Source organism: Thiohalobacter thiocyanaticus (assembly GCF_003932505.1).
GTDB classification, from domain to species: domain Bacteria; phylum Pseudomonadota; class Gammaproteobacteria; order Thiohalobacterales; family Thiohalobacteraceae; genus Thiohalobacter; species Thiohalobacter thiocyanaticus.
This window is the reverse complement of record NZ_QZMU01000001.1, coordinates 279,056-300,781: the sequence shown is the minus strand read 5'-3', so window position 1 is coordinate 300,781 and position 21,726 is coordinate 279,056. Positions and strand designations below refer to the sequence as shown.

The window sequence follows — 21,726 nt, the reverse complement described above, 5'->3', positions numbered from 1 at the left end:
GAGTCGATACAAACAGGAGTATTGACTCGCTGCACCTGCTTGTCAAGAAATGCTTTGAGGCGATACATTATGCCCATGAATCCTTCCGCCTTACTGCTCGAGCGCCTGGGGACACTGATCCACCAGTCGGTCCGCGACGACGCCGCCCGCCACGGGCTGCTGCCGATCCATGTCCAGGTGCTGGGCTACCTGGCCCAGGCCAACCGCTACAGCAATCTGCCCATCGCCATCGCCGAATACTTCGGTATCACCCGCGGCACCGTCTCCCAGACCCTGGCAGTGCTTGAGCGCAAGGGGCTGGTGGTCAAACGGCCGGACCCGAAACACGGCCGGCGCATCCATCTGGAACTGACCCGGGCGGGCCGTGCGGTACTCGAGGACAGCTGGGCGCAGCGGCTGGATGCGGCGCTGGCCGCAGCCGATGGTGGAGGCGAGGGGCTTGAGGCCGGGCTGCGGGGGCTGCTGACCGAATTACAGCGCCTCAACGGCCAGCGCGCCTTCGGTATCTGCCGTCAGTGTGTGCATTTCCAGGGCACGCCGGTGAATGCCACCTGTGGCCTGACCGGCGAGCCGCTGGCCGAGGAGCAGACCAGCCGCCTGTGTCGCGAGTGGTCGGCGCCGGCCGAAGCGGGCAGCTGAGGGCGGCACCCGGGCAGGGGAGTCAGGACAGCCAGTCTTCCAGCCAGGGGGTCGGATCCGCCCGGCCTTCGGCATAGGCCTGGTGCCAGCCGGCCGGCACCGGGAACCGGGCATAGAGTCGGGCCCGTTCCGCTTCCAGGAGCTGTCGCGGCCGCTGCATGTAATCCGCCGCACACCAGACCTGCCTGCCGGCAGCTCTGGACAGCGCCTTCAGCCAGTCGGCGCCGGCCCGGCTGCGCGTCAGATGATGGTCGAGGATCAGGCACCCAATACTGCGGGCCAGGCGCAGGGCATTGTTCCAGGCGGTCTCGAGCGCGGCCTGGTCAAGCCGGCGCAGATACAGCGGAGGTCCGGCGGCGAGCACGATGTCCGGCTGCCAGTCGAGAATCCGCTGTACCGTGTCGTCGTCCAGCAGCTGGATATCGGAGGCGTGCACAAATACGCCGCCGGGCAGTTCCACGCGTGTCATCATCAGGCTGCCCATGCCGCTGTCCGCCGCGCCGTGAGGAACGGGATCGGAGAAGCTCAGCAGACCTTCGGTCCGGCCCTCGGCGATCTGCAGATTCCCCCCCAGCAGCGCCTTGAGATCTTTGTAGCGTCTGGCAAAGGGCCCGGGGAGGCCTTCGGTTGACTTGCTCCAGCAACGCAGTGCGGGAAACTTCGCAGGCAGATCCCGGAGGGACAGTTGATAGGGATTTGCGTCTGCCAGCGGGATGTGATCGCCATGGAAGTGGCTGATCACCACATCGGTGGCGGTTTCCAGCGCCTGCACGATCTGTTCGCGTACCTGACGGCCGATGGCCACCTGAACGGGATGCGGCAGCAGACCGCTGCGTCGATAGCCGAGGGAGACCCCCGGATCGATCACAATGCGGCTGCCAGGCAGATCCAGGGCGGTACACAGGCCGCGCACACCGAGGGATTCCGCGCCGATGACCTTCACCAGTGGGGCACTACCTGTCCGCATCGGCATACCGGGCTATAATCCTTGTTGCATTGTGTACCGATCATGATGCTGTTGCCGTCATGTCTGGTCAGGTTCGGACACGAACAGCCTGCAGCTCCAGGAGCTGATAATGCATGAAGCCCGTTACTACAGTCAGCTGTCGGATGGCCGGGTGCTCTGCACCCTTTGCCCGCATGACTGCCATATCCCTGACGGCGGGCGTGGGGCCTGCGCGGTGCGTTACAACCGCGGCGGTCGGCTCTATACCCTGGTCTATGACAAGGTGGTCTCGCGCGCGGTCGAGGCAGTGGAAAAGAAGCCACTGTTCAATTTCCACCCGGGCTCCACCGCCTATTCCATCGGTACGGTGGGCTGCAACATGCGCTGCTCATTCTGTCAGAACTGGCAGATCTCCCAGTGGCCGAAGGCGCGCCTGCCGAAGACCCTGGTCTGCAAGGTCGAAGGCGAGACGCTCTGTCCCCTGCTGGAGGAACTCGAGGACGAGGTGCCGGGCGAGCCGGTAACCCCGCAGGGCATCGTCGCGGCGGCCATGGCCGCGGGGGCGACATCCATTGCCTATACCTATACCGAACCGACGATCTTCTACGAACTTGCCTATGACACGGCGGTGCTGGCCCGGGAGAGGGGCCTCAAGAACATCTTCGTCTCCAACGGTTTCATCTCCGAGGCGCCGCTCCGGGAGCTGGCCGGCGTCCTGGACGCCGCCAATATCGATCTGAAGTTCTCGCGCGAGGAAAGCTATCGCCACATCAGCCGCGCTCGGCTGGAGCCGATCCTGCAGGCCATCCGGCTCTATCACGAACTCGGTGTGTGGGTGGAGGTGACCACCCTGGTGATCCCCGACGTGAACGACTCCGACGAGGAACTGGCCGAGATTGCCCGTTTCATCCATTCGGTGGGCGCGGACGTGCCCTGGCATGTCTCCCAGTTCTATCCCGCCTGGCGGATGCAGGATGTGGCCGTCACGCCTGTTGAGACCCTGCGTCGGGCTGCCCGCATCGGCCGGGAGGCGGGGCTGCATTATGTCTACGAAGGCAATGTCCCGGGCGAGCAGGGGGAGAACACGAACTGCCATCATTGCGGCGCCCTGTTGATAGAGCGTTATGGTTTCCATCTGCGCCGTAACCGTGTCCGCCAGGGTGCCTGTCCCGACTGCGGCACCCCGGTTGCCGGGGTGGGACTGGGGTGATGAACATTCATGCCTTGGATGCAACGATGATCAGCGCAACGCATACGCCACCGGCCAGGGCAACCAGACTGTATCGCCTGTGTTCCTGTTCCGCCCTGGGCAGCAGGTGTGTGGCGCCGACGTAGACCAGGGCGCCGGCGGACAGTGACAGCAGGGCGCCCAGCATATCCCGGTCGATCGCACTGATGAAAGGGTAGGAGAGCAGCATGCCCAGGGGCGTGGTTGCCGCTGCCGCCAGGAAGGCCAGGAACATGGCCCTGCGCTCGGCGATGCCCCCGCGCACGAGCAGGAGGTAGGTGATGATGCCTTCCGGGAATTCGTGCAGCACCATCCCCAGGGTCGCCAGGTAGCCCGTGAGTATGCTGACAGTGAAGGTGATGGAGTAGATGAAGCCGTCGATGAAGGAATGAAGGCCGATGCCGAGCATGGGTACGATACCGATGGCATAGTCCTTCCGCTCAGGATCACGCTCACACACGAAGGCTGTGATGAAGCGGTTGAACAGGTGCAGCCCCAGGAAGCCGGTCAGCAGCCAGAAGGGTGCGGCCGGGTTCATGGCAAAGGACTTGGGAATGATGTGCAGAAAGGAGGCCGAGATGAGCACGCCCGCGGCGAAGCATATGAAATAGGTCGTATTCCGGTGACCCCACGCGGCGTATCTGCGTATCGTGTAGATACCCAGCGACGTGACCAGGGCGGCAAGCGTGCTGGTGGTCAGGGCCGTCCAGAAGGTACTGTCCATGGTTCATCTCCCCTGTAGACAACCCCGTGACTCAGTCCATGCTGCCGGCGGCCTGCTTGTCGCTGTGGGCGCAGACCACGACAAAGGCACACTGCCCGCGGCCCGGACGCAGGGCCTCGATGTCCCGGGTCTCGGGCAGCGGGTGGGCCAGGGTCTGAGCCCAGGCCTGGATGCTGAAGCCCGTTGTCGTCAGCAGGTCGGCCACTTCGTCGGCCGAGAAAAAGCTGGCCTCGCGATAGAACACGCTCTCCGCCTGGTGCGCCAGGTAGTGCCGGCCCAGAGCGCTTTCCCGGTCAATGAAACCGATCACCAGCCGGCCGCCCGGTTTCAGCACCCGATATGCCTCTGCGAGCATCGCGGTCGCGGAGTCCACGAAACAGATGGTGGTAACGACCAGGGCATGGTCGAAACGGCTGTCCGCAAACGGCAGTGATTCGGCGGTGCCCTGTACTGTCGCGATGCCCCGGCTGACGGCATACGCGAGCATCGCCGGCGAGGGATCGATGCCGACCTGCAGTCCCAGAGGCGCGGCAAAGCGGCCGCTGCCGACGCCGATTTCCAGCCCCTGGCCTTCCCAGGGGACGAACGCCCGCAGGGCGAGCAATTCGGAAAAATAGGCTGCTTCATGGCGGTCGAACCACGTCTCGTAACGTGCATGGTGGGCTTCGAAAGGTGCAACTCTGGGCATCGGTCCTCAGTCCTGCAGCACTTCGATCATGGCACCACAGCCGCCTTCGACGGAATCCTCGCCTCCATGGCCTCGCCGGTATCCGTGGTTCCTCCGCGATGAAAAAAGCCGCCCCGGATCGGGGCGGCTGGGTTGCAGACTCAGATCGCCTTCTTGCAGAAGTACCAGTCGGTGCATTCGTAGCCTTCGTTCATGCGCTTCTCGGCATCATCGGCCGTGCCCGGAGGCGGGACGATGACCTTGTCACCGGGCTGCCAGCCTTCCGGCGTGGCGACCTTGTTCTGATCCGAGGTCTGCAGGGCCGAGACCAGGCGTACGAACTCAGGAATCGAACGGCCGTTGGTCATCGGGTAATAGACCATGGCGCGCAGGATGCCCTTGTCGTCGATGATGAAGGTCGCCCGCACCGCGGAGGTGTCGGCCGCGCCCGGGTGGATCATGCCGTAGGCCTTCGCCACCTTCATGCTCAGGTCCTCGATGATCGGGAACGGGATCTCGACCCCGAACTTCTCCTTGATGTTGCGCACCCAGGCGACGTGCGAGTAGTAGCTGTCAATGGACAGGCCGAGCAGGTCGCAATTGAGCTTCTGGAACTCCGGGTAGGCCTGGGCGAAGGCCATGAACTCGGTGGTGCACACCGGGGTGAAGTCGGCCGGATGCGAGAACAGCACCAGCCACTTGCCCTTGTAGTCGGACAGCTTTTTCACGCCGTGCGTGGTCTTGGCCTCGAAGTCCGGGGCCGGTTCGTTGATATGGGGCATGCCATAGGACTGGGTTTCGGTGTCATTGCTCATGATGGATCTCCTTATCAGGATTGCTGAATGACCTGTTGAACACGGTTATTACTGTAGGGCGGTTGTCGGCTTCTGTTAAATCGATTATTACTCTTCATTTGATAGTCTATACCTATCATTATTGCGTTATCGGCATTCCCGGCGGCCGTGTCCTCTGCCCTGACCGCGTCCGTGGCCGCGACCGCCTTCAGCGCAGCGCCGGAAGGCCGGCAGGTGACGCTGCTGCGAGGCCTCCTGCAGGTTGTGCAGTACCCCGAGAATGTCCTCGCGGCGGGTCGTCTGCAGCAGGCGCTCGTACAAGTCGCCATTGGCGATCTCGGCGGTCACGCCCGCGGCGCAGGCCGCTTGCAGACTGGCGTAATGCTCTATCCGACCGGGCCAGGGGTTTCCCGGGATCGGCAGGCCGTAGCGGGTGAACAGCGAACGGACAGCCTCGATGTGCCGAGCCTCGGCCTCGCGGATGCTGCTGAATGGCCGGACCTCGCCGAAGTCCCGGATCACCTGGTCGTAGGTGGCCCAGGCACGATACTCATCGTCGAGCGCCTCGTGGAGGGTGCGGACTTCGGCTTCGGTCAGGTCATCCATGAGAACAGGATAGGCGATACAGCCCGCATAGGCGCTGACCTGCGTCAGTTGAACGCCTGCCGAGACGGATTACTGGAAGGCCTGACCGGGTTTTGCCCCCAGTGCCTTGACGATGCGCGCCAGCGGACAGAAGCCGGTGAAGGCGGACTGCAGCAGATTGGCGCCGACGAAGGCGGTCAGCCAGAGCCAGTACGGACTGTGCAGCTGGGCCAGGGCGAGGCTGAGCAGTACCATGGCACCGGCGAAGGCAAGGACGATACGGTCGATTGACATGCTGTTCCCCCCCTGATTCAGACAGGCATCCGGATCCGCCATGCCGGTCCGGTAGGCTGACATATAGTCCAAATCAGGGAGGTTGTCAGGGGGGCGGTGCCGGCTGGCACGGATGCCGCTTTCTGTGGGTGGTTGTTCAGCCGCCCGCGATGACGATCGCCAGCGCCGCAGCGTAAATGGTCAGGATCAGCGCACTCTCGAAGCCGATCCGGCCGATGCCGTAGGTCTCGCGGCGCACCATGCCCAGCAACAGGATGCCAGTCATCAGAATGCTGATCAGGCCCCAGGTCATCTGCACCGGTGCCATGTCGTGATAGATGGAGCCGTCGGGATAGCCTGCGTCGGCGGCGGCCACCACCAGCATGTTGAAGCAGTTGGTGCCGAAGATGTTGCTTACCGCCAGCGTGAGCGCGCCGGCCCGGATGGCCGCGATGGTAGTGACCAGTTCGGGCGAGGAGGTGGCCACCGCGGTGAACAGACCGCCGACCAGGGTTTCGGACAGCCCGGTCTGATCGCTGATGACCTTGGCGGCCTCCATCAGCACCCAGCCGGCCATGCCGGTCACCGCGGCCAGGACGATAAAGCTGAACCAGGCCAGGGTCAGGCCGCCGCGGCGGTGGTGCGCCGGCTTGTCCGGCACGGTCTCGCGGGTGTGCCGCGGGAACCACATGGGCCGTGCCTCGGAACGCAGAACCAGGTGCAGTCCGAACAGGTAGGCGGCCACGATCAGGGGCGTGACCGGATGCACGCCGCCCAGGGCCACCGGCGGGGTGGCGATCGCGAGCAGCGGCAGGGTCAACAGCACGATCAGCAGCGACGCCAGCATCAGGGTGGTGGGGGAGGCGGCCGCGTGTTCCAGGTTGGCCTTGCGGTAGACCACGTCCGCGATGCCGAGAAACACGAGGTTCACGGCCATGCTGCCCATGACGTTGCTCATGGCCAGGTCGGGCCGGGCGTCCAGCGCCGCGCTCAGGGTCGCGGCGAAGTCCGGCAGCGAGGTCACACCCGCGAGCAGGAAGATCCCGAACAGGGCCTCGCCCAGGCCGGTGCGGTCGGCCAGTTCATCGGCAACCCGTGCCAGCCGGCTGCCGACGGTGACGATGATCAGGGCGGCGGCGGTGAAGGCGATGATGCTGGCGGTCAGGGATTCGAGCATCCTGGGCCTCGGATTATTATGGCTTGATAAAAGCGTTGCTCTCACAGAGTGGCGCAGGTCGGGTTACGCCTTGCACGCTGCCCCGACCTGCCAGGCTACAGCAGACTGTACGCCAGCCAGCCGGTATAGCCAAAATAACAGCCCAGCAGCGCACCACCTTCGAGGCGATTGATCCGTCCCGGGCCCCGGAAACCGTAGCCGAATACGAACAGCGACAGCGTCAATGCGCCCATTACGAGCATGTCGCGGGAAAACACCTCCGGCCCCACCGCCAGCGGGGTGATGCCGCCGGCAATGCCGACCACGGCAAGGGTGTTGAACAGGTTCGAGCCGATGATGTTACCCAGGGCGATGTCATGCTCGCCCTTGCGTGCCGCGATGATGGAGGAGGCCAGCTCCGGCAGCGAGGTGCCGATGGCAACCACGGTCAGGCCGATGATCAGGTCGCTCACGCCGAGCTGTTGCGCGATGGTGACCGCGCCCCAGACCAGCAGGCGGGAGCTTGCGATCAGCACCAGCAGGCCGATACCCAGCCACAGCAGCGCACGCGACAGGGGCATGGGGTGGGATGCCAGCTCCTGATCGATTTCATCGCCCAGCGGATCGCCGCGTCCACGCAGCCCCTGGAAGATGCTCCAGCCCATGATGAGGGCGAACACCCCCAGTAGTACCAGGGCATCCGTCTGGCTCACGGTACCGTCATGCAGCTGCCAGGCGGCGAGGACAGTGACGGCGGCGAGCAGCGGCAGTTCCTTGCGCAGCACCTGCGAATGCACGGCGATGGGACTGATCAGGGCCGTAATGCCGAGGATCAGCGCGATATTGGCGATGTTGGAGCCATAGGCATTGCCGAGCGCGATGCCCGGGTTGCCCTGAGCCGCGGCCAGGCCGGAGACGACCATCTCCGGGGCCGAGGTGCCGAAGCCGACCACCACCATGCCGATCAGCAGTGCCGGCATGCCGAAATGCCGGGCCAGGGCCGCGGCGCCGGCGACGAAGCGATCGGCGCTCCAGATCAGCAGGGCGAAGCCGGCGATGACGGCGAGCAGGGGGATGATCATCAAGGATCACTCAGGAGTCAGAATGTGTGGATACTGATACAAGACGTCATCCCCGCGTAGGCGGGGATCCAGCAACCACGGTGGCCAATGGATTCCCGCCTACGCGGGAATGACGACGTCTGCAGTCCAGGCTGCATCATAACAGCCCTGGGGCCCGGGCTACGACACCATTCGGGCTAGTGTGTCCACAGATGCTGAAATATAATGCGCGCTGCACCGGGCCCGCCCCACCATTCACCCGCAATCAGGAATTCCCTCAATGTCCGACCCCAGCATCATCTATACCGAGACCGACGAAGCGCCGGCCCTGGCGACCTGGTCCTTTCTGCCCATGGTGCAGGCCTTCACCGCCGCGGCCGGCATCCGGGTGGAAACCCGCGACATCTCGCTGGCCGGCCGCATCATCGCCGCCTTCCCCGAGCGGCTGACCGAGGCCCAGCGACAGCCCGATGCCCTGGCCGAACTGGGTGAACTGGCAAAAACGCCGGAGGCCAGCATCATCAAGCTGCCGAACATCAGCGCCTCCATCCCCCAGCTCGATGCCGCCATCCGCGAGCTGCAGGCGCAGGGCTTTGAGCTGCCGGACTATCCCCACGAGCCGGCCAATGCCGAGGAGGAACAGATCAAGGCCCGCTATGCGAAGGTGCTTGGCAGCGCGGTCAACCCGGTGCTGCGCGAGGGTAATTCGGACCGGCGCGTGGCTGCGGCGGTGAAGGAATACGCCCGCCGGCATCCGCACCGCATGGGCGAGTGGTCCAGGGACTCGAAGACCCGCGTGGCTTCAATGGACGCCGGTGATTTCCATGGCAGCGAGCAGTCCGCGGTGATCGAGGCCGCCGGCGATGTGAAGATCGAGCTGGTGGAGGATGATGGCCGGACCCGGGTGCTGAAGGAGCAGCTCGCGGTCGGCGAGGGCGAGGTGATCGACGCCTCGGTCATGAACTGCAATGCCCTGCGCGGCTTCTTCGAACAGGCCGCGGAACAGGCGAAACGGGACGGCGTGCTGCTGTCGCTGCATCTCAAGGCCACCATGATGAAGGTCTCCGACCCCATCATCTTCGGTCATGCCGTCAGCGTGTATTTCAAGGAGGTGTTCGACAAGCATGCCCACACCTTCAAACAGCTTGGCGTGGATCCGCGCTACGGCATGGCCGATCTCTACGCCCGGCTGGAGGAACTGCCCGGTGAGCAGCGCCAGGCCATCGAGGCTGATATCCAGACGGTTTACCAGCAGCGGCCCGAACTGGCCATGGTCGATTCCGATCGTGGCATCACCAACCTGCACGTGCCCAGCGACGTCATCATCGATGCCTCCATGCCCGCCGCCATCCGCGCCGGCGGCAGGATGTGGGGCCCGGACGGCGGCCAGCATGACACCCTGGCCATGATCCCGGACCGCAACTATGCCGGCGTCTACCAGGCCACCATTGATTTCTGCCGGCAGCACGGCGCCTTCGATCCCGCCACCATGGGCAGTGTCAGCAACGTGGGCCTGATGGCGCAGAAGGCCGAGGAGTACGGCTCGCACGACAAGACCTTCGAGATCCCGGCAAAGGGCAGGGTGCGCGTCACCGATGCCGCCGGCAACTGCCTGCTGGAGCATGCGGTGGAGGCTGGCGATATCTGGCGCATGTGCCAGACGAAGGACCTGCCCATCCGTGACTGGGTGCAGTTGGCCGTGACCCGCGCCCGGCTCACCGGGCAGCCGGCGGTGTTCTGGCTGGACCCCGAACGCGCCCATGACGCCAACCTGATCAATAAGGTCGAGGCCTGTCTCAAGGAGCACGATACCGACGGGCTGGATATCCGCATCATGGCCCCGGCCGAGGCCACGCTTTACACCCTGGAGCGGATGCGACGCAGCGAGGACACCATCTCGGTCACCGGCAACGTGCTGCGTGACTACCTCACCGACCTGTTTCCCATCCTGGAGCTGGGCACCAGTGCCAAGATGCTCTCCATCGTGCCGCTGCTGGCCGGCGGCGGTCTGTACGAGACCGGTGCCGGCGGCTCCGCACCCAAGCATGTGCAGCAGCTGCTGGAGGAGAATCACCTGCGCTGGGATTCGCTGGGCGAGTTCCTGGCCCTGGCCGTGGCGCTGGAGGAGTACGGCCGCAAGCATGACAATGCCCGTGTCGGCGCCATCGCCCGCGCCCTGCATCAGGCCAACAGCGACTATCTCAACAATAATAAATCGCCCTCGCGCAAGGTTGGTGAACCGGATACCCGCGCCAGCCATTTCTATCTTGCTCTGTACTGGGCGCAGGCCCTGGCCGCTCAGGACGAGGATGCGGGACTGAAGGAAATCTTCACCCCCGTCGCGCAACGTCTGGAAGAAGCCGAGCAGACGATTCTCGATGAGCTGAATGGCGTGCAGGGCAGCTCGGCCGATCTGGGGGGCTATTACCATCCCGACCAGTCGAAGACCGCGGCAGTGATGCGGCCGAGCGCGACGTTGAATGCCATCATCGACGGGCTGGTCGGGACATAAGACAGCTAGACCCGGATCCGCCACAGAGTTCACAGGGAGGTGAACCATGACAAAACGACCAGCCGAACCATTTCCCTCTCCCGCTTGCGGGAGCACCCGATGAGCATAAAAGGTGGCAGGGATGAGGGTACAACTGGCACCCGCCTCAACCATGCTCGTCAGCTGCGCAGTGAACAGATACCGGCTGAACAGCGTCTGTGGTACCACCTCCGCGACCGTAGATTTCCGGGCTTTAAATTCAGGCGACAGAAACCAATTGGCTCATATATTGTTGACTTTGTGTGTATGCCGCTACGGCTGGTAGTGGAGATCGATGGAAGCCAGCGTACTGAGCAGAAAACTTACGATGACCGCCGGGATGCATGGCTGCGCAGCCAGGGCTTTGTCGTACTGCGGTTCTGGAACAATGAGGTGTTGCATGATACTGCGGCGGTACTGGAGCGGATCAGGCAGGTGATCAATGCCCTCACCCCCGACCCCTCTCCCGGAAGCGGGAGAGGGGAGTAATTCCGCCCGGGGTGAATATGGCTTTCCCCTCTCCCCGGTGGGGAGAGGGCAGGGGTGAGGTGCAAGGGTCTTCTACCCGACCACCACCCGATCCCGCCCCTCTTCCTTGGCCCGGTACAGCGCCTCGTCGGCGCGCTTGACCAGGCTGTCGAGGGTGTCGCCGGACTGGTACTGGGTGACTCCGAGGCTGATGGTGACGCGGCCGGCGCCGGTGAACAGCGTCTCGGCGATGCGCCGGCGCAGCCGCCCCTCGGCGGCCTGGCGGGCGCCCTCGGTCCCGGTTTCGGGCAGCAGGACGATGAACTCCTCGCCGCCCCAGCGTGCCGGGATGTCGCTGTCCCGGACCTGCTCCCCGACGATGGTGGCCAGTTCGTTCAGCACGGCGTCGCCGATGTCATGGCCGTGACGATCGTTGATACGCTTGAAGTGGTCGATATCGAACATGATCACGGCAAAGGGCCGCTGGTAGCGGCTCGTGCGCTCGATTTCCTGGAGCAGCAGTTCCTCGAACTTGCGCCGGTTGTTCAGGCCGGTCAGGACGTCGTGACTGGCCTGGTGTTCCAGTTCCCCGGCCAGGCGCTTGCGCGCCAGTGCCGCGCCGATGAGATCCGCGGTCACCTGCAGCGGCCTGATCTCGGCGGGCCACTGCAGCTCCGGCTGCGAGGTGGGGAATGACAGAATCAGGACGCCTTCCAGCGAACCGTCGCGCAGTATGGGCAGACACAGCACCGAATGGGCGCCGCCGGCCTCCAGCAGTGAATATTCAATATTGTCCCTGTCGGTCCGATCGCGGCTGACAATCACGGCCTCGCCGCGAAGCAGCCGGGTGTGATAGGGCGCGACCACCACGGCGGGGATATGGAAGTCGGCTTCCAATGGGGCGGTCCCGGGGGCGCACCACTGCTGGAACAGATCGAAGCCGCGGTTCTCGTCGTTGTAATCCAGCAGGCTGCAGCGGCTGGCCGCCATGTTCTCGCCCAGGCGGGCGATGGCGTTGGTTATGCCGTCGCCGTTGCCTCCCATGCCGCAGTTGAGCAGGATGAGCGAGATTTCGCGCACCTGTCCCTCCATTTCCAGCTGCCGCAGAGCGCCCGGCTTCGGCCCGCTTGCGGGCGGTGATGTCGACCGCGGTGGAGACAATCCGTTGCCGGCCGCCCACCGGTACCGGCTGCAGGAAGACGTCCTCCCAGATCTCGCTGCCGTCGAGGCGCCGGGTGCGCCATTCGAAGCGTTGTGGGCCTTCGTCCCGAGCGCGTCGGAACAGTTCCCTTGCTTCCTGCAGTGAATAGGGCGGTTCCGACCAGATGGCGCGGCACTCGAAGGCCGCGTGGTTCAGTGCCTCGACACTGTCAACACCATAGCTGGCCAGGGCCTTTTCACTGGCCTGCAGGACTTCCATGCTGTCCGGATCATGGACCATGACCGATACGGCGGCACTGTCGAACAGGGCCTGATACTGTCGACCACGTTCCTCCAGGTCCCGGGTACGGGCCTTGAGTTGGGCCGCAAGCAGGGTGCGTTCGCTGCGCAGGGCACGCAGATACACGGTCAGGAAGATCGCTGCCAGCAGCAGCCCCAGCGCGAACTGCATGGGTGCCACCCAGCGCGGCGTGACCTCGACGGTTTCGATCAGCGGGGCTGAGGCTTGTGATGATTCGGCGGTGCGCGGGAATGCCGTGGCCTGCGGCCACAAGGAGGAGCAGTGACACGCACAGTGTCATGGGTCTTGCAATCATGTTATCCATTCTAACCGGCGTGCCGGTGGCGGGCCAGAAACCGGACTGTAACACATACTGTTTTTATGGATAATGGGCCGATACAGCCATTCCTTGCGGACTGGTTGCCCACTCAGACGCCGTGCTAAGGTTGCGCCGGTTCTTATTAACCCGGCAACCAACAATGTCGTGTTCAGGGCTTCAAGGCGGCCCCGGAACAAGGCGCGGCGCGCCGGGAAGGGTCGCCCCCTTGGCAAGCGTCGCAACGTCGGGCGGGGTCGCCTTGAAGCCCCTGGCATTCTGATCGTATTAAAGACAGGTCGCTGTGTGTCTGCCTGCGTCTGCGTTATCAAAACTTGCTGTAGGAGTGCTACAGCGGCGTTTTGATGCCTTGCTGCAGGCAGACACACAGCGGCTGAACACGATATTGTTGGTTGTCGGGTTAATATTATCAAGGCAGGTCCATGACACAGAACACGCTTTACTGGCACGATTACGAAACCTTCGGCCTGGATCCCATGCGCGACCGCCCGGTGCAGTTCGCCGGTATCCGCACCGACGAGGATCTGAACATCATCGGCGAGCCGCTGAACATCCTGGCCCGGCCGACGCCGGACAGTCTGCCGCATCCGATCTCCTCGCTCATTACCGGCATCACCCCGCAGCAGGCGTGGAGCCAGGGACCGCCCGGAGGCCGAGTTATCGCCCGATCTGGGCGAAACCTCGCAGCCCGGTACCTGCGCGCGTGGGTAAAGCTGCATGGCGCTTCGACGACGAGGTCAAACGCGCAATCCCCTTACGCATCTCTCCGATCCCTTGCCGCGAATGGCAGAACGGCAACGCGCTGGGATCTGAATCGACGTGGTCGGGCCGTCACGACCTGCGGCCGAGGGTTTTCTGGCCGCAGGCGCGAGGACGGAGGCGCGGCCCGGCCAAGCTTCAAGCTGGCGGGAATTCACGGTCGCCAACGGGCTTGCCAACGAGCCGGCGCACGACGCCGTGGCCGATGCCCATTGCCCCCTGGCCAGGGCGGAAAACTGCTCAGGGAAAAGAAGCCGCAGCTCTACGATTTTCTCTATCACAGTTCGGCGCCAACAGGAGGTTCCGTGCTCAAGTAACATCGACCTGCAAGGAATGACGCCCATTCTGCATACCTCAGGCATGTATGGCAGTGATCACGGCAACACCCGCATGGTGGTCCCCGTCGCCGCCCATCCGGTGAACAAGAACAGCATCATCGTGTTCGATCTGTCGCAGGATCCGGCCCTGTTGCTGGATCACAGCGCGAAGACCCTGGCCGAGCGGCTCTATACCGCCAGCGAGGATCTGCCCGAGGGCGTGGAGCGACCCGCGCTCAAGCAACTGCTGGTCAACAAGTGTCCGGTGATCGCTCCCACATCCACCCTGACCGGGGAGGCCGCCAGGCGGCTCAATATCGATTTCATGGCCTGCCGTCAGAACCGCCAGCGCCTGCTCGATGCCCGCAAGGAGATCCAGAAGAAACTCGGCAAGATATTCGAGCCGCGCGAGTTCGAGCCTGTCACCGATCCCGATCTGATGATCTATGCCGGCGGTTTCTTCGACGACAAGGACAAGGCCCTGATGGAACGGGTCCACCAGGTCCCGCCCGATCAGCTGAACGGCCAGGGCTGGAACTTCAACGATGGGCGCCTGCCCGAGATGCTGTTCCGTTATCGCGCCCGCAACTACCCTGAAACGCTCGATCCCGAGGAGCAGGCCCGCTGGCTGCAGCATTGCCGCGCCCGTCTGCTGGAGGGGGAGTCGGGCCATCTGAGTTTCACCGGCTTCCGCGAGGAACTGGAGCAACTGCGCACGCAGGCCGGCGACGATGTCTCACGGCTGTCCCTGCTCAACGAGGTTGAGGCCTTCGGCCACGAACTCGGGCGTTTCGTCCAGGGGAGTGCCTAACCCACCGGCCCTGGGGCAGGCTGCCCATAATCGATTTCATGGGAGGGCAAAGGAAATTATAATGCTCTTTTTAATCGATTTTGCCCGTAGTCAACCGGCGACATCGCTGTTAAAATACGCGGGTTCGTGTACGTCCTCGCGCTGATCTCAAGTGACAGCAAGCATGCAATCTGCGGATTCGGACTTTCTGTCCGGGCGCGCCTGTGCTGTACTAGGCGGATTGGCCGATCGACAAATGAAAACGGTTATCATTATTTTTTTGGGGCGCTCGCTGACCGTCGCGATGGCTTCCCCTGGACGCATGTAGTGTCGCTGCATCGTCGTGCGGTTGATCCCCGGGTTACGACTGTCTGCACCCTATAAAATCGCGGGCATCGCAATCAGAAATACTTATGGTCCTAAAAATCACAACTGGTTGTAATGGCATTTAAATCCATTCACACTCCCGTCCACAGAAATTTTAGCTGAGGAGACTCGAGTCCATGATCGCGAACAACCCCTTCGCCGCACTTGCCGAACAGTCGGCTCTCATCTCACCATCCGTCATGCAGGGGTACGTCATCCTGATGGTCATATTGGTTGTTGTCGGCACCATTCTTGACATGATGCACAAGAAGAGTGCCCAGTACTTTTTCGAAAATGCAAAAAAGTCAGAGAAAAATGCCAAGCGCACCCTGGGCGGCGGCGAAAAGGCCTCCCTGGCGGTGCAGACTGTTGCAAGCGAAGTGCTGACCTCCTCGGAGTTCAAGAATCCCCGCCGCCGTGCCTCCCATCTGCTCACGATGTGGGGCTTTGTCGTCTTCGTTGTCAGCACCGCAGTGCTGATCTTCGGTTACGCAACGCAGGCTGATGCAGGCATCTGGCCGCTCCTGTGGCATCTGGGCGCACTGTCCCTCGCCGTCGGCGGCTACTGGTTCTGGTTCGCCATCCGCGTCGACCTCTTCTCCGAAGGCGTGAAGTGGTACAACTTCAACGGCCGCGGCGACATTTTCATCGTCGGCCTGCTCGCCACATCCACCTTCGCCCTGCTCTGGTCGCTGACCATGGGCGCCGGTGCGCTGAACACCCTGTTCTTCGTGCTGTTCATCCTGAGCGCCACCGTGCTCTTCGGCTCTGTCTACTGGTCCAAGTTCGCGCACATGTTCTTCAAGCCTGCAGCGGCTTACCAGAAGAAGGTCATCTATGCGGATGGTTCGCGCGAGAATCTGCCCGATGATTACGATCTGACGGATCCTGCCGTACAGAAGCGGTATCCTGATATCCCGGAATACATGGGCGCGAACCCGCCTTATATGGGGCTCGGTATCAACCGTGAACCCCCTCGTCACTACTAATTGATTTTTCAAAAGTAAGGAGCCTTTCATGCCAACTTTTGTATATATGACTCGTTGTGACGGTTGCGGTCATTGTGTCGATATCTGCCCGTCAGACATCATGCACATCGACAAGGTCACCCGTCGCGCCTACAACATCGAACCCAACATGTGCTGGGAGTGCTACTCCTGCGTCAAGGCCTGCCCGCATCAGGCGATCGACGTTCGCGGCTATGCCGACTTCGCCCCGCTGGGCCACTCGGTACGCGTGAAGCGTGATGAGGAAAAGGGTGTCATCGCCTGGCGCATCAAGTTCCGCAATGGCCAGAAGGACATGGATCTGCTGGCGCCGATCACGACCAAGCCCTGGGGTACCTGCATCCCTCAGCTGCGTGACGTACCGGCCCCCTCAAAGGAGGAGCGCGACAGCGAGTTGCTGTTCAACGAACCCAAATACCTGCGACTCGATGATGGTGGTCTGAACACCCTCAAGTCCAATGGTCTGAAGCTGAAAGAAGGGGTGTACTACTGATGGCTTACGAAACTATCGTAGAAGACAATATCGATATCCTGGTCTGCGGTGCGGGCCTCGGTGGTACCGGTGCGGCCTGGGAAGCCAGGTACTGGGGCCAGGATAAGAAGATCGTCATCGCCGAGAAGGCGAACATCGATCGTTCCGGTGCTGTGGCACAGGGGCTGTATGCCATCAACTGCTACATGGGCACCCGTTTCGGTGAAAACAACCCGGAAGACCACGTTCGCTACGCGCGTATCGATCTGATGGGCATGGTGCGTGAAGATCTGGCGTTCGACATGGCGCGTCACGTCGACTCTGCCGTGCACCAGTTCGAAGAATGGGGTCTGCCGCTGATGCGCGATCCCAAGACCGGCGCCTACCAGCGTGAAGGCCGCTGGCAGATCATGATCCACGGTGAATCCTACAAGCCGATCGTCGCGGAAGCCGCGAAGAAGTCCGCTGACAAGGTATTCAACCGTATCTGTGTGACCCATCTGCTGATGGACGAATCCAAGGAAAACCGCATCGCCGGTGCAGTCGGGTTCAATGTGCGTACCGGTAACTACCACGTGTTCAAGTCCAAGACCGTCATCGTGGCCGCCGGCGGCGCCTCCAACATCTACAAGCCGCGTTCGGTCGGTGAAGGTGCGCGGTCGCGTGTGGTATGCGCCCTGGTCATCCGGCTCGGCCTACGGGTTGCTGATCAGCGCCGGCGCCAAGATGACCCAGATGGAGAACCGCATCGTACTGGCCCGGTTCAAGGACGGTTACGGTCCGGTGGGTGCATACTTCCTGCACCTCAAGACCTACACCCAGAACTGCCTGGGCGAAGAGTATGAATCCAAGTGGTGGCCGCAGCTTCAGGAGATGGTGGGCAAGGAATACCTGGATCCGGAAGCTTCGCACCGGACTCATCGGCCCATCCCGACCTGCCTGCGCAACCATGCACTGATCAGTGAGGTCAACGCCGGCCGCGGTCCGATCCACATGGTGACCATGGAAGCCTTCCAGGACCCGCACCTCGAAGAGATCGGCTGGCACAACTTCCTGGGCATGACCGTCGGTCAGGCGGTTCTCTGGGCGGCCACCGATGTCGACCCGAAGAACGAGAACCCGGAACTGACCACTTCCGAGCCGTATGTCATGGGATCGCACGCGACCGGTTGTGGCGCCTGGTGCTCGGGTCCCGAGGATGTGTCTCCGCCGGAGTACTTCTGGGGCTACAACCGGATGACCACGGTCGAAGGTCTGTTCGGTGCCGGTGACGCCGTCGGCGGCACCCCGCACGCATTCTCCTCGGGTTCCTTCACCGAGGGACGTCTGGCCGCCAAGGCCGCCTGCAAGTACATCGACGACGGCAAGGCCGAAGGCATCGTGGTCTCCCAGAAGCAGATCGAAGATCGCCGGAAGGAGATCTACAAGCCTCTGGAACACTACCGCATCTACCGCAACGAGATCACTGCGGGTTCGGTCAATCCCAACTACATCAACCCGCGCCAGGGTCTTGATCGGCTGCAGAAGCTGATGGACGAGTACGCCGGTGGTGCCTCGGTCAACTATATGACCAACGAGAAGCTGCTGCATATCGGCCTCAAGAAGCTCAAGCTTCTGGAGGAAGACTTCGAGAAGATCGCGGCAGAGGACATCCATGAGCTTCTGCGTGCCTGGGAGCTGAAGCACCGTATCCTCAGTTCCGAGGCGGTCATGCAGCACACCCTGTTCCGCAAGGAGACCCGTTGGCCCGGGTACTACTACCGTGGTGACTTCCTCAAGGTGGACGACGAGAACTGGCATGTACTGACCGTTTCCCGTCGTGATCCGAAAACCGGTGAATACACCATGGAGAAAGCGCCATGTTATCACCTGGTTGAGGACACCGAGTAAGCGGGAACTCAACAGGAAGGCCCGACGAGGGATCTCTACAGAGTGTAGGGATCCCTCGGGTCTCTGAACGGAATTGAAAAGATCAACAGTTGTTGGTCTTTTCGCTTTTTACGATAGATATATTGACTCGGTAGGCAGATGAGTATCATGACTGAAGCGCATGAAGCACCCAACGAAGCACAAGAGTTCAAGAGCATCCTGGACCATACCGATGAAGAACTTGCGGAGATTGCTCATCCCATGTGGGAAGAGCTGATCAAGTACTCCAATAAGGGGCAGTACGGCAAATTCATCAAAAGGTTCTCCTATAACCTGCTGTTCGGACTCAACGAGGTGGAGGTGGGTAAGCAGTTCGCCAAGAGCGAATTGACGCGCAGCCTGGACCATATACGACTTTCTGGGTTTTATCCGGCGCGGCGAGCATGTCACATGCCTGTACCGTGTCAGGAGTACCAAGAAGGAAGGTGAGTGGCTGGGTCGTATGGTGCTCGGCTATGAGGACGGGGAAGTCAGGATCTTCGGTGCCTCCATCTTCTAGAACACCAGCCCCCCATCGAGAGAGCTATGACTGAGATCATCAAGGACATCATCACGGACGGCAAGTACGTCGAAGTGAAATACAAGGTCATCGACGTCAAGACCGACAGTGTCTTGACCGAGATCGAGTACCCTCTGGGCTACGTACAGGGTGTCAACGAGGTGCTGGCCCCTGCGGTCATGCGGGAGCTTGAAGGCAAGGCGGCAGGCGACACGATCGATGTGCCGATCGACTGCAACGAGCTCTACGGCCCCAGAGACGAATCCCTGGTCATTACCGATAGAATCGAGAACGTTCCGGAGGAATACCGCGAGGTCGGTACGGCCATCCTGATGGAGAACGACCAGGGGCAGACCAAGACCTTCATGGTGACGCGTATCGCCGGCGACTATATCACCATCGATGGCAATAATCCCCTCAGCGGACGGGAAGTGATATTCAAGCTCGAGATACTGCTGGTTCGTGATGCCACTGAGGAAGAAATCGAGTTCGGTGGCAAGGTCGAGAAAGGACCGGATCTCCCCGAGGGCAGACAGGTCCCGATCTGACGGCCTGCTGGCTGCTACGGTAGCCGGAAGCGTGTTAAGAAGGGCGTGAAGGCTTGCTGGATGAGTAGGGGCCGCGCGCCCCATGCCGGGTCACGCGGCCGCCTGGACTCAGGGACGCTTCGGGGTGGTGTAGGGCTGCTCTTTCTGGAACGACTCCCAGATGGTGTCGTAGCCCACGTAACCCTTTTCATTCGGCTCTTTCTGACGGGTGGTCAGATAACGCGATTTGCCTTCGGGAACCTTGGGTCTGGTCTTGGGTGCATCGCTCATAATTCATCTCCTCTGGGCAGTAGAAACGGCAGTTGAATAAATCACTTATCTCAAACCCCCGATTCTACCGCAGCGTGTATCGTTTGCCAATGTCTACAGGCCGTCTGAGGCGCCTTTCCGCGGCGTGTGCTCTGGCGTGCAGACGCTGCCTCGGCAGTTGTCCACCTGTCGGACCCGCGCTGCGAGTTCCGGACTTCCAGGCCATTAACCCATAATGCCACCCGTCGAGGCGGGCTGCGGCCGCGGTTTTAGCGCTGTTTCATCGCCTGCAAACTAGCATAGCTGTTCATCAGGTTCCGGTAGTCGGGAATGTGATTGGCGAACAGCGTGCCAAGACCCTCGATATCGTTGCGCCAGTCGCGATGCAGTTCGCAGGCCACCCCAAACCAGGTCATCAACTGCGCGCCGGCGGCGGTCATGCGCTGCCAGGCCGAGTCGCGGGTGTACTCGTTGAAGGTGCCGGATGCATCGGTAACGATGAAAACCTCGTAACCGGCTTCCAGTGCCGACAGGGCGGGGAAGGCAACGCAGACCTCGGTGACGATGCCGGCTATGATCAACTGCTGCTTGCCGGTTGCCTTGACCGCCTGCAGGAACTCCTCGTTATCCCAGGCATTGATCTGCCCCGGCCGGGCGATATAGGGCGCGTCGGGCAAGATCTCCTTGAGTTCGCTCATCAGGGGGCCGTTCGGGCCGGTCTCGAAACTGGTGGTGAGCACAGTCGGCAGATCGAAGTACCTGGCCAGATCGGCCAGCGCCAGGACGTTGTTCCGGAAGCTGTCCGGGTTCATATCCCGTACCAGCGAGAGCAGTCCGGCCTGGTGGTCGACCAGTAGGACGGCGGCGTTGTCTTTATCGAGACGGACATAGGGTTGAGTCATCAGGGCTTTCCTCGGGTTGCGTTATCCCGCCAGGGGGACGAAAGCCGGCACGGCTTTGCTGCGGCAGCCGTGCCGGGGTCGATATCAGGCCGATGCGGGCATACGTCCGAACAGGCCATTGTTGAAATCATCGATCGCCTGCTCGATCTCCTCGCGGGTGTTCATGACGAAGGGGCCGTGACCGACGATGGATTCGTTCAGCGGCTCGCCACTGAGCAGAAGCACGACGCTGTCCTCGAGTGCCTCCACCACCAGGCTTGAGCCGGCGCGTTCCATGACGGCCAGTTCGGCGCTGCGGACCAACTGGTCATCGAGGCGGATCGCGCCGTGTAGCACGAACAGCGCGATGGTGTGGCCGGTCGGTAGATCGAACGCCGTTGATCCGCCGGCAGCGAGGCGCAGGTCCCAGACATTCATCGGGCTGAAGGTCCGGGCGGCACCAGTTGTCTCGCCATAGCGGCCGGCGATGAGGCGCAGGTGCCCGGCGCTGTCCGGCAGGGCGATGTGCGGGATATCCGCGCCGGTTATGCCCTGATAGCCCGGCACGGTCAGCTTGTCCCTGGCCGGCAGGTTCACCCACAGCTGGATCATCTCGAACGGGCCGCCGGTCCGGGCGTAGTCCGGGCTGTGATACTCCTCGTGCAATACCCCGGCGCCCGCGGTCATCCACTGCACGTCGCCGGGGCCGATGGTGCCGCCGGCGCCGGTGGTGTCTCGGTGCGCGACCTCGCCCGCGTAGACAATGGTGACGGTCTCGAACCCCCGGTGGGGGTGGGCGCCCACGCCGCGTCGCTGGCTAGTGGGCGCAAAGTCTTTCGGCCCGGCATAGTCCAGCAGCAGGAAGGGTGACAGTTCCTCGGCCAGATCGTGGTAGGAAAAGAGGGTGCGGACCGGAAAGCCGTCGCCGACCCAGTGGCCGCCATTGCTGCGTTTGATATATGAGAGCTTTTTCATGGTCGCCTCCTGTGTGATGACGACAACTCTAGCGGCAGGCAGGGGAGGTGTGTAGGTGGTAAAATGCCAAAACACTTTTCATTTG

General features: G+C 62.4%; 21 protein-coding genes and 3 pseudogenes. 11 read left to right on the top strand and 13 right to left on the bottom strand.

Annotation, left to right across the window (positions count from 1 at the left end):
* Positions 1-69 precede the first annotated feature (69 nt).
* A complete protein-coding gene (locus D6C00_RS01450; protein ID WP_241546764.1) occupies positions 70-639 on the top strand; it encodes a MarR family winged helix-turn-helix transcriptional regulator in 570 nt (189 codons plus the stop codon).
* Positions 640-661: 22 nt separating this feature from the next.
* On the opposite strand, the gene D6C00_RS01445 is transcribed toward D6C00_RS01450, so the two are convergent.
* Positions 662-1,612 carry an MBL fold metallo-hydrolase gene (locus D6C00_RS01445; RefSeq protein WP_125179985.1) on the bottom strand — a complete coding sequence of 317 codons (951 nt, stop codon included), beginning with the start codon at positions 1,610-1,612 and terminating at the stop codon, positions 662-664.
* Positions 1,613-1,715: 103 nt separating this feature from the next.
* On the opposite strand from D6C00_RS01445, the gene amrS reads away from it, so the two are divergent.
* Positions 1,716-2,795, top strand: a complete 1,080-nt coding sequence (gene amrS, locus D6C00_RS01440) for an AmmeMemoRadiSam system radical SAM enzyme (protein ID WP_125179984.1) — start codon at positions 1,716-1,718, stop codon at positions 2,793-2,795.
* Positions 2,796-2,802: 7 nt separating this feature from the next.
* On the opposite strand, the gene D6C00_RS01435 is transcribed toward amrS, so the two are convergent.
* The 7 genes from D6C00_RS01435 to D6C00_RS01405 all read right to left on the bottom strand — a co-directional run bounded on the left by D6C00_RS01435 (position 2,803) and on the right by D6C00_RS01405 (position 8,094).
* Complete coding sequence (locus tag D6C00_RS01435) at positions 2,803-3,537, bottom strand: ZIP family metal transporter (protein WP_125179983.1); 735 nt, start codon at positions 3,535-3,537, stop codon at positions 2,803-2,805.
* A gap of 31 nt (positions 3,538-3,568) precedes the next feature.
* Positions 3,569-4,225, bottom strand: a complete 657-nt coding sequence (locus D6C00_RS01430; protein ID WP_125179982.1) for a class I SAM-dependent methyltransferase — start codon at positions 4,223-4,225, stop codon at positions 3,569-3,571.
* 140 nt (positions 4,226-4,365) lie between these two features.
* Complete coding sequence (locus D6C00_RS01425) at positions 4,366-5,019, bottom strand: peroxiredoxin (RefSeq protein ID WP_096366173.1); 654 nt, start codon at positions 5,017-5,019, stop codon at positions 4,366-4,368.
* A 126-nt stretch (positions 5,020-5,145) separates the two neighbouring features.
* Positions 5,146-5,604 carry a ferritin-like domain-containing protein gene (locus tag D6C00_RS01420; RefSeq protein ID WP_125179981.1) on the bottom strand — a complete coding sequence of 153 codons (459 nt, stop codon included), beginning with the start codon at positions 5,602-5,604 and terminating at the stop codon, positions 5,146-5,148.
* A 69-nt stretch (positions 5,605-5,673) separates the two neighbouring features.
* Positions 5,674-5,877, bottom strand: a complete 204-nt coding sequence (locus D6C00_RS01415; RefSeq protein WP_125179980.1) for a YgaP family membrane protein — start codon at positions 5,875-5,877, stop codon at positions 5,674-5,676.
* A 136-nt stretch (positions 5,878-6,013) separates the two neighbouring features.
* Positions 6,014-7,033, bottom strand: coding sequence for a sodium:calcium antiporter (locus D6C00_RS01410; RefSeq protein ID WP_125179979.1), 1,020 nt, complete (start codon positions 7,031-7,033; stop codon positions 6,014-6,016).
* Between the two features lie 95 nt (positions 7,034-7,128).
* A complete protein-coding gene (locus D6C00_RS01405) occupies positions 7,129-8,094 on the bottom strand; it encodes a calcium/sodium antiporter (RefSeq protein WP_125182309.1) in 966 nt (321 codons plus the stop codon).
* Positions 8,095-8,353: 259 nt separating this feature from the next.
* On the opposite strand from D6C00_RS01405, the gene D6C00_RS01400 reads away from it, so the two are divergent.
* Both D6C00_RS01400 and D6C00_RS01395 read left to right on the top strand, forming a co-directional pair.
* On the top strand, positions 8,354-10,585 hold the full coding sequence (locus tag D6C00_RS01400; RefSeq protein ID WP_125179978.1) for an NADP-dependent isocitrate dehydrogenase: 2,232 nt from the start codon (positions 8,354-8,356) through the stop codon (positions 10,583-10,585).
* Between the two features lie 99 nt (positions 10,586-10,684).
* Positions 10,685-11,092 (top strand): endonuclease domain-containing protein, encoded by a 408-nt coding sequence (locus D6C00_RS01395; RefSeq protein ID WP_125179977.1) that lies wholly within the window; start codon positions 10,685-10,687, stop codon positions 11,090-11,092.
* Between the two features lie 72 nt (positions 11,093-11,164).
* Here the strand turns inward: D6C00_RS01395 and D6C00_RS15900 are convergent, their stop codons facing one another.
* Positions 11,165-12,151, bottom strand: coding sequence for a GGDEF domain-containing protein (locus D6C00_RS15900; protein WP_241546763.1), 987 nt, complete (start codon positions 12,149-12,151; stop codon positions 11,165-11,167).
* A gap of 46 nt (positions 12,152-12,197) precedes the next feature.
* Positions 12,198-12,683 (bottom strand): annotated as a pseudogene (locus D6C00_RS16680) (PAS domain S-box protein); the annotation flags it as partial.
* A gap of 588 nt (positions 12,684-13,271) precedes the next feature.
* On the opposite strand from D6C00_RS16680, the gene D6C00_RS01380 reads away from it, so the two are divergent.
* The 7 genes and pseudogenes from D6C00_RS01380 (at position 13,272) to D6C00_RS01350 (ending at position 19,536) form a co-directional block, all read left to right on the top strand.
* A complete protein-coding gene (locus D6C00_RS01380; RefSeq protein WP_125179974.1) occupies positions 13,272-13,925 on the top strand; it encodes an exonuclease domain-containing protein in 654 nt (217 codons plus the stop codon).
* Entirely contained in the window at positions 13,807-14,736 is a 930-nt protein-coding gene (locus D6C00_RS01375) for a hypothetical protein (RefSeq protein WP_241546762.1), read from the top strand. The genes D6C00_RS01380 and D6C00_RS01375 overlap by 119 nt, the downstream gene beginning before the upstream one ends.
* A 545-nt stretch (positions 14,737-15,281) precedes the next feature.
* Positions 15,282-16,070, top strand: a complete 789-nt coding sequence (locus tag D6C00_RS01370; protein ID WP_125182308.1) for an adenylyl-sulfate reductase — start codon at positions 15,282-15,284, stop codon at positions 16,068-16,070.
* Between the two features lie 28 nt (positions 16,071-16,098).
* Positions 16,099-16,581 carry an adenylyl-sulfate reductase subunit beta gene (gene aprB / locus D6C00_RS01365; RefSeq protein WP_125179972.1) on the top strand — a complete coding sequence of 161 codons (483 nt, stop codon included), beginning with the start codon at positions 16,099-16,101 and terminating at the stop codon, positions 16,579-16,581.
* A pseudogene (gene aprA / locus D6C00_RS01360) lies at positions 16,581-18,450 on the top strand (adenylyl-sulfate reductase subunit alpha). The gene aprB and the pseudogene aprA overlap by 1 nt, the downstream one beginning before the upstream one ends.
* 147 nt (positions 18,451-18,597) lie before the next feature.
* Positions 18,598-18,988 (top strand): annotated as a pseudogene (locus tag D6C00_RS01355) (hypothetical protein).
* A 38-nt stretch (positions 18,989-19,026) separates the two neighbouring features.
* The gene (locus tag D6C00_RS01350; RefSeq protein ID WP_125182307.1) at positions 19,027-19,536 is read left to right on the top strand and encodes an FKBP-type peptidyl-prolyl cis-trans isomerase; all 510 of its coding nucleotides are present in this window, start codon (positions 19,027-19,029) and stop codon (positions 19,534-19,536) included.
* A gap of 108 nt (positions 19,537-19,644) precedes the next feature.
* Here D6C00_RS01350 and D6C00_RS15560 read toward each other — a convergent pair whose 3' ends face one another.
* The 3 genes from D6C00_RS15560 to D6C00_RS01340 all read right to left on the bottom strand — a co-directional run bounded on the left by D6C00_RS15560 (position 19,645) and on the right by D6C00_RS01340 (position 21,641).
* Positions 19,645-19,806: a hypothetical protein gene (locus tag D6C00_RS15560; RefSeq protein ID WP_170165438.1), complete on the bottom strand. Its 162-nt coding sequence runs from the start codon at positions 19,804-19,806 to the stop codon at positions 19,645-19,647.
* Positions 19,807-20,054: 248 nt separating this feature from the next.
* Positions 20,055-20,687 (bottom strand): isochorismate family cysteine hydrolase YcaC, encoded by a 633-nt coding sequence (gene ycaC / locus D6C00_RS01345; RefSeq protein ID WP_125179971.1) that lies wholly within the window; start codon positions 20,685-20,687, stop codon positions 20,055-20,057.
* Positions 20,688-20,771: 84 nt separating this feature from the next.
* Positions 20,772-21,641, bottom strand: coding sequence for a pirin family protein (locus D6C00_RS01340; RefSeq protein WP_125179970.1), 870 nt, complete (start codon positions 21,639-21,641; stop codon positions 20,772-20,774).
* Positions 21,642-21,726: the final 85 nt, after the last annotated feature.